Raw genomic sequence first — 13,258 nt, 5'->3', positions numbered from 1 at the left:
TAACTCTAATAATTCAATCTTATGAAGAATAAATTACTTTTTTTAATTTTATTTTCAGGTAGTTTTGCAGCTTATTCTCAGGTTGGTATCGGAACTTCTATGCCAAATACTTCTTCTCAATTAGAAGTTGTTTCTAATGATAAAGGTGTATTAATTCCGAGAATAAAGTTAACTGGTTCAACAGATGTAACAACAATTCTAAACGGTAATATAAATAGCTTATTAGTTTTTAATACAGAGATTATTTCAGATATAACACCAGGTTATTACTATTGGTACAATAATAAATGGAACAGAATTGTTGTTTCAAGTGAAATTGCTTCGATTCCTAATACAGTTATTTATAATCCCTCTACTCAAGAATTTACTTATGTAGACGGATCGGGGACTACACAAATTGTTGATATTAGAACAATTATCAAAGCCAATGAAACACTAACGACCCAAGCTCAAAATACGAGTACAGGAGCCATTACCTATACCAATGAAGCAGGCACGGCAGTAACCTCGCAAGTAGTGAGCGCCTCTGCTGGTAACCTTATTGGTGTTGGAACCGATGGAGGAGGATTTATCGATAATGCAGTTATCAAAGCCAATGAAACACTAACGACCCAAGCTCAAAATACGAGTACAGGAGCCATTACCTATACCAATGAAGCAGGCACGGCAGTAACCTCGCAAGTAGTGAGCGCCTCTGCTGGTAACCTTATTGGTGTTGGAACCGATGGAGGTGGATTTATTGATAATGCAGTTATCAAAGCCAATGAAACACTAACGACTCAGGCACAAAACACGAGCACAGGAGCGATCACGTACACCAATGAAGCAGGAACGGCAGTGACTTCGCAAGTAGTGAGTACGTCTGCTGGCAACCTTATCGGCGTGGGAACCGATGGAGGAGGTTTCATTGATAATGCAGTTATCAAAGCCAATGAAACACTAACAACTCAGGCACAAAACACTAGCACAGGAGCGATCACGTATACCAATGAAGCAGGAACGGCAGTAACCTCGCAAGTAGTGAGCGCCTCTGCTGGTAACCTTATCGGCGTGGGTACCGATGGAGGAGGATTTATCGATAATGCAGTTATTAAAGCCAATGAAACACTAACAACTCAGGCACAAAACACGAGTACTGGAGCGATCACGTATACCAATGAAGCAGGCACGGCAGTGACTTCGCAAGTTGTGAGTGCGTCTGCTGGCAACCTTATCGGAGTTGGAACCGATGGAGGAGGTTTTATTGATAATGCAGTTATTAAAGCCAATGAAACATTAACGACCCAAGCTCAAAATACGAGCACTGGAGCGATCACCTATACCAATGAAGCAGGCACGGCAGTGACTTCGCAAGTAGTGAGTACGTCTGCTGGCAACCTTATCGGCGTGGGAACCGATGGAGGAGGTTTCATTGATAATGCAGTTATCAAAGCCAATGAAACACTAACGACCCAAGCTCAAAATACGAGTACAGGAGCCATTACCTATACCAATGAAGCAGGCACGGCAGTAACCTCGCAAGTAGTGAGCGCCTCTGCTGGTAACCTTATCGGCGTGGGAACCGATGGAGGTGGATTTATTGATAATGCAGTTATCAAAGCCAATGAAACATTAACGACCCAAGCTCAAAACACTATCACTGGAGCGATTACGTACACCAATGAAGCAGGCACAGCAGTAACTTCACAAGTAGTAAGTACCTCTGCTGGCAACCTTATCGGAGTTGGAACCGATGGAGGAGGATTTATTGATAATGCAGTTATTAAAGCCAATGAAACATTAACGACCCAAGCTCAAAATACGAGCACTGGAGCGATCACCTATACCAATGAAGCAGGCACGGCAGTGACTTCGCAAGTTGTGAGTGCAACTGCTGGTAACCTTATTGGTGTTGGAACCGATGGAGGAGGATTTATCGATAATGCAGTTATCAAAGCCAATGAAACACTAACGACCCAAGCTCAAAATACGAGTACAGGAGCCATTACCTATACCAATGAAGCAGGCACGGCAGTAACCTCGCAAGTAGTGAGCGCCTCTGCTGGTAACCTTATCGGCGTGGGAACCGATGGAGGTGGATTTATTGATAATGCAGTTATCAAAGCCAATGAAACATTAACGACCCAAGCTCAAAACACTATCACTGGAGCGATTACGTACACCAATGAAGCAGGCACAGCAGTAACTTCACAAGTAGTAAGTACCTCTGCTGGCAACCTTATCGGAGTTGGAACCGATGGAGGAGGTTTCATTGATAATGCAGTTATCAAAGCTAATGAAACACTAACAACTCAGGCACAAAACACTAGCACAGGAGCGATCACGTATACCAATGAAGCAGGAACGGCAGTGACTTCGCAAGTTGTGAGTGCGTCTGCTGGCAACCTTATCGGCGTTGGAACCGATGGAGGTGGATTTATTGATAATGCAGTTATCAAAGCCAATGAAACACTAACGACTCAGGCACAAAACACTATCACAGGAGCGATCACGTACACCAATGAAGCAGGAACGGCAGTGACTTCGCAAGTAGTGAGTACGTCTGCTGGCAACCTTATCGGCGTGGGTACCGATGGAGGTGGATTTATTGATAATGCAGTTATCAAAGCCAATGAAACACTAACAACTCAGGCACAAAACACTAGCACAGGAGCCATCACCTATACCAATGAAGCAGGAACGACAGTGACTTCGCAAGTAGTGAGCGCCTCTGCTGGCAACCTTATCGGAGTGGGAACCGATGGAGGAGGTTTTATTGATAATGCAGTTATCAAAGCCAATGAAACACTAACGACCCAAGTTCAAAATACGAGCACAGGAGCGATCACGTATACCAATGAAGCAGGCACGGGAGTAACTTCACAAGTCGTGAGTGCTTCTGCTGGCAACCTTATTGGTGTTGGAACCGATGGAGGTGGATTTATTGATAATGCAGTTATCAAAGCCAATGAAACACTAACGACTCAGGCACAAAACACGAGCACAGGAGCGATCACGTACACCAATGAAGAAGTAACGGCAGTGACTTCGCAAGTAGTGAGTACGTCTGCTGGCAACCTTATCGGCGTGGGAACCGATGGAGGAGGTTTCATTGATAATGCAGTTATCAAAGCCAATGAAACACTAACAACTCAGGCACAAAACACTAGCACAGGAGCCATCACCTATACCAATGAAGCAGGCACGGCAGTGACTTCGCAAGTTGTGAGTGCGTCTGCTGGCAACCTTATTGGTGTTGGAACCGATGGAGGTGGTTTTATTGATAATGCAGTTATTAAAGCCAATGAAACACTAACAACTCAGGCACAAAACACTAGCACAGGAGCGATCACGTATACCAATGAAGCAGGCACAGCAGTAACCTCGCAAGTAGTGAGCACCTCTGCTGGCAACCTTATCGGCGTGGGAACCGATGGAGGTGGATTTATTGATAATGCTGTTATCAAGGCCAATGAAACGCTGACGACAATAGTACCAGTTGTGACAGCAGGAAATACTATTGCGAATTATACCAATGAAGCAGGAGGAGTTCCCGTTGATATTAAAGAGACTGTTACGTCTCTGAGAGACGTTGTAACGCAAAGTACTGATCCGCTTGGACAAGTATTTGATTTACATACTCTGACTTACACTGATGAAACAAATACACCTAATCCTATAGATTTAGAAATTTTAGTCAAAGGAGTAGAAACCTTGACCTCATTAGTCTATGATGGTGCCAATCAGTCATTAATTTATAAAGATGAAAAGGGCATTTCATCAGAATTTAAAATGATTGATTTAATTGGAGATGCTGAGACATTAACCAAATTGGAAGTCAATACAACAGCTGGAACATTAGATTATACTGACGAAGACACACAATTACATCAACTGAATCTTGGTGTTCTTGTAAAAGAACCTTGGTTTAGTACAACAACTAATATTGGCGCTACTTTAAATACAGAGGATATTTATACAAATGGATGGGTAGGAATTGGTTATACATCTCCATCTGCTGCTATTAATGAAAAACTAAGAGTTAACGGCGCAATAACTACCGTAAACAGTTACTATGCAGATTATGTATTTGAGGATTATTTTAATGGATTTTCAAATATTAAGAAGGATTACAAATTCAAACCTTTATCAGAAACGGAGAAATTTATTAAAGAGAACAATCATCTTCCTGGAATAACGTCTATCAAAGAATTAGTTAAGACAAAAGAAGGCTATTCATTTAATATATCCGAATTATCAGTTCAATTATTAGAAAAGACAGAAGAACTTTATCTGCATATTATCGAGCAGAACAAAATAAACGAAATTCAAAGTAAAAAAATTGAAGAAAAAAATAAAGAAATTAAAGAATTAAAAGAAGCTTCTAACTCACTGAATCAGCGTCTTGAGAAACTAGAAAAATTAATAGTAGAACAAAAGAAGTAAAAACAATTACTGGATTTTGAGTATTCACAACTTGAAATTCTTAGGAACAATTCATATTATTCTAGATTTAAATAGCACGATTATGAAAATAAAAATACATAAAATACAAAAAAAACTATTTCTAATAGTATTTAGTTTATTCAGTTTCTCTTCGATTTTTGCGCAAGTAAATAATACTAAAATAAAAGACGGAACAGTAAGTACAGGGGCTGAAAAAGCGAAGGCGGGAGCCATATTTGAATTAGAGAGTAACAATAAAGGAATGTTAACTTCGAGATTAACAACGGCTCAAAGAGATGCTATTCCGCCAGCTAATTTGACAGATGGATTATTACTGTATAATTTGACTACTGGATGCTTTGATTATTGGAGTCAAATACAAAATATATGGTTAAGTATTTGCGGGACATTACCTCCGGCGATTTTTGATATTTCTCTAACACAATGTACCCAAGTAGCAGCATCTGGAAATTTTAAACAAGGTGTTTCTTTGAATTTATCAAATTATTTATCCATTCCGGTCACAGTCACACAGCCAGGAGTTTATTCGGTTTCTGCGACCACAACAAATGGATATTATTTTAATACGAATGGTACTTTTCCAAGTGCAGGTTCTTATATTTTGAATTTACCCGGTACAGGTACACCTAATAATGGCTATACTATTGGAGATCCAGGAGATCCTGTAAATATTTCGCTAAACGGAGTGGATAGTTCTTGTGTGCCAAATATTTTTGTAGAAAAAGCGAGTGTTGATTTTGTAATAAATTGTGGAAGTATAAGTCCATTAGGAGACTATTTTATAGGAATTCCTTTGACATCTTCAAATAAAATTACATTAACTGTAAATCCCACAACTATTGGTTTTTGGAGTATGACTACTAACACCGTAAATGGATATTCCTTTAGTGGGACAGGAACATTTAATAATACAACACCTAATCAAAGTGTCGAATTATTAGGGACTGGCACACCAGTCGCATCTGGTACAAATAGTTTTAATCTTTCTTCTAATGCCAGCACAACAGCAACGGGTTCTTGCACAGGTATTCCTGTAACTGTTTCTACAGTAGCTTACACAATTGATTGTGCTACAGCAACTCAAAATGGAGTATATATGCAAGATGTTGCACTGTCTGCTTCAAATACTATAACGCTCCCGATTAATGTGACCGCAACGGGTCAAACTACTATTACAACTACTACAGCAAATGGAATCTCATTTACTTCTGGATTAGTCAATTTATCAACTTTAGGGCTCCAAAACGTAACGTTAACTGGTACAGGAATGCCCTCATCTGCCGGAACAACGATTCTAACAGTTTCTGGAGCTCCGGGTGCATCAGCAACGTGTTCTCTCAATGTAACTATCGCTCCACAACCTGTAACCTATACAACAAATTGTGCAGGAATTACGACGAGTGGCAGCTATGCTCCGGGAATAGCAATGACTGCAACAAATACGATGACTGTTCCTGTTAATGTAACTTATGTTGGAGCTTATACCATTACAACAAATTCAGTAAATGGAGTTAGTTTCGCAGCAACAGGAACATTTACGGCAACAGGTGCTCAAAATGTAGTCATGACGGCAACTGGTACGCCAGTATCTGGAGGGATTTTTTCTTATGCAGTTTCAGCAAATAGTACCAATGGAGCTACAGCTTGTAATAAAAGCATCACTTTTATTTTTCGTACTATGAGGATATTGGGGCTTGGAGGCGGTGTTTATCAGCCAGGATCCTCAGGTGCAGCAAATTCTTCTCGAGCAATATTGGCCTCAACAGCAAACTTTAGTGCTACAGGTACTTTTCCTGTACAAGGTATCACGATATTTGATGGAGCATATAGTTATGGCACTGCATTACGAAATTTAATTAACACCAACAATATTGATATTGTTGTGATCGGTTATAATTATACTCCAGATGCAGCTACTATTACGGTTCTGAATAATTTTGTTAAAAACAAGAAAGGGGTTCTTATTCATTCTCAAGAAAATGATGCCGCAAATGTTGTGAATTTAGTTAATACTATTTGTGGTTCTACAACAGTCGCTATCGCTTCAACGGGAACTACTTATACAAATCCAATTTTGAATATTTCTGATTCAATTTTGGAAGGGCCATTTGGAGATATAAAAGGATTCAATTTAGGTTCAGATGTAAATATCTCTTATTACGCAACTGGTTTACCTGCAAATGTGACTAGTTTATCTACTCAAAATGGTAATGCAACGAGAATATTTTCTTTTAAACATACTACTTTAGGATATATCTATGTGGGTGATTCGGGATGGACAGCAGGTGATGCAACAAATGCCGCAACGACTATTTATCCAGCAAAAATGAGTTCGACAGGATTACCCTTAACAAAAGCGTATGATTCCGGGATTACGGTATACAATAGTATTATGTATGCTAATACCATGGCATGGGCAATTAAATATGTACAAGCAAACATAAACTCTGCTTATGTTATTCCTTAAAAATAGTTAAATAAAAAAGCACCTCTTTTATGAGCTTCATAATCGAGGTGTTTTAATAAACTAGATGATTTTTATTAATGTCTTATAGATTTATTTTAATTAAAAAACATGGACAAAATTTATATAAAAATAGTTGTATTATTACTTTTTCTGATGGGTGAAGTTGCTGCGCAAACAGTCAATATTGGAGATTTATCTATTGCACCTAATACACAGTTTGTAACATTATTTGATTTTAATAATACAGCAACTGGAGATTTTTTAAATGATGGGAATTGCATTGTTTATGCAAATTTTAAAAACGACGGATTAACAACTTATAGTAATTCGAGTAACGGTAAAACCTTTTTTATTGGTTTGCAGCAACAGTTAATAGAGGGAACACAAATTTCGCATTTCCAGAATATTGTTTTTGATAATAAAACCTCATTAATTCCCATTCATTTAGCTACAACAATCGCAATTGGTAATCAGGCAGAGTTTAACACTGGGATTGTTGATGCTGCCAGTTTTAACGGTAAAATGATTTTTAATGAAAATGCTTTTCACTCTAATGTTAGTGATTTGAGCTTTGTAGACGGTAAAGTAGAAAAAATAGGAAGTGAAATATTTGAATTTCCTGTTGGAGATAATGTATTCTTTAGACCTTCTTATAATGGAACAGGCACCAATAGTAGTAACGCCTACACAACTCAATATTTTCATGAAAATACAGGTAGTCTTCATCCTTATACCAACAAGGAGGATACAATTTTGTCTACTGATGAGGTTGAATACTGGAGTGTAATACAAGAGCAGGGGAGCGAAAAGATTGTTTTAAGTATCACTTTAGATACAAATACAACACCATCTTTATTTTTTTCAGAAACTGCGGAAACAGAACTGGCTATTGTGCGTTGGGATGACATACAATCAAAATGGATCAATGAAAAAGGAATAGTCAGTGATGCTTCCGTTGGAGAAAGTTATTCTAAATTAATTACGGCACAAGTTTCCGGATATGGTCTTTTTACAATAGCACTTGTTAAAAAGGTACCTGTCGTAGAAAGTGATTTAATTATCTATAATGCGCTGTCTCTTAACGCAGACGGCGTCAATGATCGTTTTTATATTAAAGGAATTGATAAATACCCAGATAATAGAGTTGAAATATACAATCGTTGGGGAATAAGGGTATTTGCGGCAAATTCATATAATGAAAGCGATGTAATGTTTAGAGGATATTCTGATGGGCGAACAACTATCGATAGAGGGGAAGGACTTCCTGCAGGAACTTACTTTTATATTTTGAAATACAATACAGGAAGCAGAATGATTGAAAAATCAGGGTATCTATATATTAACAAACAATAGATTAAAATAGTGGAGTAAAAAAAATAGTAAATTTAATAACAGCTTTGAATTATGCTAAAACAATAAAGTGCTGTTTTTAGATTGGCTTTTCTTATTATTTGACTCAACTAGCTTCAATAAAATAATAAATATCTATTATGAGAACAAAATTATTTTCTTTCGTTTTGATCTTCACAGCTATTGTAAGTCACGCTCAGCAAGATGCTCAATTTACACAATATATGTACAACACTATAAATATTAATCCAGCCTATGCGGGTTCACGCGGAGCTTTAAGTATTTTTGGTTTATATTGTACGCAATGGGTTGGGCTTGACGGAGCACCAGAAACAACTAGTTTTTCTATAAATACTCCAATAAACAATAGTAATTTGGGAGTAGGAATTTCATTAGTCAATGATAAAATTGGTCCAACCAATGAGAATAATTTTTCTATAGATCTTTCCTATACAGTACAAACTTCTGCTGATTTTAAACTATCCTTTGGTATAAAAGGAACCGGGAACTTATTTAATCTCGACATTAATAAATTAAATCCTGAAAATCAGGGCGATATTCAGTTTCAGGACTTTGATAGCAAATTTTCTCCAAACATAGGGGCAGGGGTTTATTGGCATTCTAGTAAGGCCTATATTGGTTTATCAGTGCCGAATTTTATTGAAACTAATCGTTATAATGATAATGATGTAGCAATCTACAGGGATAAAATCAATTATTATCTTATGGGAGGTCTAGTTTTTAATCTGGACGATTATGGTTCTATCAAATTCAAACCAGCTGTACTCGCAAAAATGGTAGAAGGCGCACCTTTTCAAGCAGATATTTCTGCCAATTTCATGTTTATGGACAAGTTTGTAGTTGGAGCTGCTTATAGATGGAATGCGTCATTGAGCGCCATGGCAGGGTTTCAAATCAACGATGCAATGTATATCGGTTATGGTTATGATCGTGAAACGACTCAGTTAAATAACTATAATTCAGGATCACATGAAATTTTCCTGCGTTATGAATTATTTAAAAATAATAATAAAATGACAACTCCACGTTTTTTCTAAAAAATATTTATTATGAAAAAATATATACTCCTTTACGTCACAATAATTAGTGCTTTTTCATTTAATACGTATGCACAACAAAGCAAAATAGCTTCGTCTGATAAGAATTACTATAACTATGCTTATGTAGATGCAATTAAAACTTATGAACGAATAGCGGAGAAAGGATATAAATCTGAAAGTATGTTTAAAAAGCTAGGTAATTCTTTTTATTTCAACTCTCAGTTTGATAAGGCAGCAAAATGGTACGGGGAATTATTTGCAATGAATAGTGAAGCAGAACCAGAATATTATTATCGTTACGCTCAATCTTTAAAATCGATTGGAAATATAGAAAAATCGACTCAAATGATTGATTTATTCAATCAAAAATCCGGAAATGATACTCGATCAAAATTGTATCAGGAAGATAGAAATTATCTTGAGGAGATCAAAGCCAATTCTGGTCGTTATATCATCCAAAATTCAAAAATAAATACCCCATATTCGGATTACGGAACTGCTTTTTATCTAGATAAAATAGTTTTTACCTCTGCAAGAGATACTGGAAATTTTACGCAGCGAAAACACAAATGGACTGGCGAATATTTTACAAATTTATATCAATCGGATATTGATACTGATTTTAATCTGAATACACCGAAAAAGGTAAAATCAAAAATTAATACAAAATTTCATGAGTCGACTCCCACTTTTACAAAAGATGGCAAAACGGTTTATTTTACTCGAAATAATTACATTCATGGAAGAAAAGGAAAAGATGAAAACAAACACACTTTAGTAAAAATATACAGAGCTACACTTGAAAATAATAAATGGGTCAATGTAACAGAAGTTCCGTTTAGTAGCGACAACTACAGTACGGCGCATCCCGCATTAAGTCCCGATGAAAAAACATTGTATTTTGCATCTGATATGCCGGGAACTATTGGTCAATCAGATATTTATAAAGTGAGTATAGACAACAGCGGTAATTTTGGTACTCCTGTAAATCTTGGACATGGAATCAATACCGAAGGAAAAGAGACTTTTCCTTATGTAACCGATCAAAATGAAATCTATTTCGCTTCAGACGGGCATCCTGGACTTGGAGGATTGGACTTATTTCTTGGCAAAATTGACGACAAAGGCATAAGTAATATTCAGAATATTGGAGCCGATGTAAATTCTCCTAAAGATGATTTTGCCTACATCATCGATTCTAAATCCCGAAGAGGCTTTTTTTCATCAAATAAAGATGGCGGACTAGGCTCTGATGATATTTACCAATTTTTGGAAACAAGAAGTTTAGATTGTTCCCAAGAATTAAGCGGAGTGCTAAAAGATGTTGCAACCGGCGAGGCTTTACCAAACACAAAACTGACTTTGTATGATGCTGATTTTAAGACGGTAAGTAGTACTTATTCTGATCAAAACGGCAATTATACTTTTACTGTCGAATGTAATATGACGTATGTCCTAAGAGTTGAAAAGGAGGAATATACAACCAAGGAACAAAGTGTTAGTATCTCGAAACAAAACGGAAAAACGAATTTACCCATTTTCATGGAAAAGGCAGATTGCGTGGTAACGGTTGGTGATGATCTTGGTAAATGTTTTGGTATAAAAATGATTTATTTTGAGGTCGATAAATCTACTATAAGCACAGTAGCCGCTTTAGATCTTGAAAAAATATTAGATGTCTTGAATCAATATCCAAAAATGCAATTAGATATTCGTTCACATACAGATAGCCGCCAAACGGCTCAATACAACCAGAATTTATCAGACAAACGAGCTAGACTAACAAAGGAATGGCTCGTAAAAAACGGGATTGCTTCCAACAGATTAATAGCCAAAGGTTATGGAGAAAATCAACTTGTAAATAAGTGCTCTGATAATGTAAAATGTACCGAGGAAGAACATCAGATGAACAGAAGGAGCGAATTTATTATATCTGTTTTGTAAAGATAAATATGCGTCATGATTTTTGTTAATTCTGCCCAGAAGTAGCGTTAATAACAAAATAAATTGTAGAACAAGTTCTACATGGGATTGTCAAACGTACTACAAAACGTTTTGCTTTAGAGAAGTACTTTTGCCTTCAACTCATAAATAAAAATAAATATAAATTCAAAAATTGAATTAAAATATAAATTTTGATCAGAAAGCATTTTATAGGTAATACGTTTAGTTTTATAAAACTAAAATTTAGACACAGGAAAGTAATTCATTATACTTTGCTGGCATGTGTTGTTTTTTTGCAAGTTGTTGTCATTATCCTCTGGTATAACGAAACTTCAAATGAAGTCCAGATTGCGAAAGCTTTTGACTCTATCAACACCTTAAATAAAATTTCACTTGTAACCAATAAAGTAAATAGGTCCTTCATTAATTCTCAAAAGTATTTTAATGATTATATAAATTATAAAGATGAGGTTTCTTTTCAAAACTATACGGGTTCTCTTAACGAGATAAATCGTCTAGTGGATAGTTTGAGTTTATTTACCGAAAAAAATCAGGAATTTAAAAGGATTTTGATGGAAAAGAGCAAGTCAGAATCTGATATTTTATCTTTAAAATCTGATATTGATTCTATTATAGCAATACAAATTAATCCCGATAAAAAATATTCATCAGACTCATTTAAGCTCAATAAATTTGAATATAAAAAGATTTTAGACAGTATTAAAACAGATTTTTATATAAAAGTTGACAGTGTATCACGCAAAGGATTGTTCTTAAGACTTGGAGATGCATTAGCTGGTAAAATTGATGTACAAAAAGAGCATCTTAATATCATTGTCACTATGAAATATAATGATAAAGTAGTTTCAGGAAGTATTGAAGATCAGGTAGAAAATGTTTTTAATGCTACCAATAAATATTATGAAAATGAATTTAATAGCTTAAAAAAGTCTTTTTCGAGTTTGACAAATCAAGACTCAAAATTGACCCAACTTAATAGCAAACTCCTTGACTTGCAAGGACAAATAATACCTAATTACAGTAATTCTTTGAGTGCGCTTCAACAGAACACTCAAAAACAGCTGGAGGACAGATACAAATCAAATATCACAGTTAGAAATTATTCTATAATCCTGCTTTTAGTATTAATGTTTGTAATATCAATTATACTTTTCAGTTTTACACGAATGGCTTTTGGATATGAAAAAAGATTAACAAATGCGCAGAATAAGATACTACAAAGCCTGAATTTTAAGAATAGAATTATGGGTATGATAAGCCATGAAATTAGGTCTCCCTTGAGTATTATTTCTATTTATAGTAAAATGATAAGTTCCTCGATAAAAGATATTGAAATAAAAGAAACTTTCAAATCTATCCAGTTTACCACTAATTCACTGCAACTTTTAGCGAATCAGATTTTAGAGTATTCTAAAGATGAAAATCATAAACCAAAATTAAATGACAAGAAGTTTTATTTACAAACAGAAATCAAGCAGATTATTTCTTCTATGGCTTCGTTGGTCGAAACCAAAGGAAATAAAATAAAGGTAAATTCCAACTTAGATTTTGATTATGAAGTACTGTCAGATGCTATAAAAATTCATCAGCTTTTTTATAACATAATTGGTAACGCAAATAAGTTTTCAGAAAATGGATTGATAATAATTACTATTGATCTGGACTATATTTCGGGTACTAAACTGAACTTAAAAATAGAAGTTCAAGATCAAGGAATTGGTATTGCCGAAAATGACTTAAAAAACATATTTGAGCTATATTATCAAGGAACAGTCTCGACAAAAGTCAATGATTTAGGTGTAGGTTTAGGCTTGAACCTGTGTAAGGAAATAGTCGAATTATTTGGAGGAGAAATACATGTAGAAAGTAAAGAACGCAAAGGTACCAAGGTTACTTTTAATTTAATATTAAATCTGGTATAAATTTTAAAGACCTATGATTGTTTCGAGTAAACATTTCTAGAATAGTT

Annotated in this window: 6 protein-coding genes; all 6 read left to right on the top strand. The window is 35.6% G+C overall.

Annotated elements, in window-relative coordinates:
- The first annotated feature begins 21 nt into the window (after positions 1 to 21).
- The 6 genes from J3495_RS02320 to J3495_RS02295 all read left to right on the top strand — a co-directional run bounded on the left by J3495_RS02320 (position 22) and on the right by J3495_RS02295 (position 13,211).
- Positions 22 to 4,425, top strand: a complete 4,404-nt coding sequence (locus J3495_RS02320; protein WP_210664948.1) for a hypothetical protein — start codon at positions 22 to 24, stop codon at positions 4,423 to 4,425.
- An 82-nt stretch (positions 4,426 to 4,507) separates the two neighbouring features.
- Positions 4,508 to 6,913, top strand: a complete 2,406-nt coding sequence (locus tag J3495_RS02315; protein WP_210664947.1) for a hypothetical protein — start codon at positions 4,508 to 4,510, stop codon at positions 6,911 to 6,913.
- A 108-nt stretch (positions 6,914 to 7,021) separates the two neighbouring features.
- Positions 7,022 to 8,266 carry a gliding motility-associated C-terminal domain-containing protein gene (locus J3495_RS02310; RefSeq protein WP_210664946.1) on the top strand — a complete coding sequence of 415 codons (1,245 nt, stop codon included), beginning with the start codon at positions 7,022 to 7,024 and terminating at the stop codon, positions 8,264 to 8,266.
- A gap of 137 nt (positions 8,267 to 8,403) precedes the next feature.
- Positions 8,404 to 9,321 (top strand): PorP/SprF family type IX secretion system membrane protein, encoded by a 918-nt coding sequence (locus tag J3495_RS02305; RefSeq protein WP_210664945.1) that lies wholly within the window; start codon positions 8,404 to 8,406, stop codon positions 9,319 to 9,321.
- Between the two features lie 12 nt (positions 9,322 to 9,333).
- Positions 9,334 to 11,268, top strand: coding sequence for an OmpA family protein (locus J3495_RS02300; RefSeq protein ID WP_210664944.1), 1,935 nt, complete (start codon positions 9,334 to 9,336; stop codon positions 11,266 to 11,268).
- Positions 11,269 to 11,459: 191 nt separating this feature from the next.
- The gene (locus tag J3495_RS02295; protein ID WP_210664943.1) at positions 11,460 to 13,211 is read left to right on the top strand and encodes a sensor histidine kinase; all 1,752 of its coding nucleotides are present in this window, start codon (positions 11,460 to 11,462) and stop codon (positions 13,209 to 13,211) included.
- The last annotated feature ends 47 nt before the right edge of the window (positions 13,212 to 13,258 follow it).

The organism is Flavobacterium geliluteum (assembly GCF_017948595.1).
GTDB classification, from domain to species: Bacteria; Bacteroidota; Bacteroidia; order Flavobacteriales; family Flavobacteriaceae; genus Flavobacterium; species Flavobacterium flavipigmentatum.
This window is presented reverse-complemented; position numbering and strand designations above follow the sequence as displayed.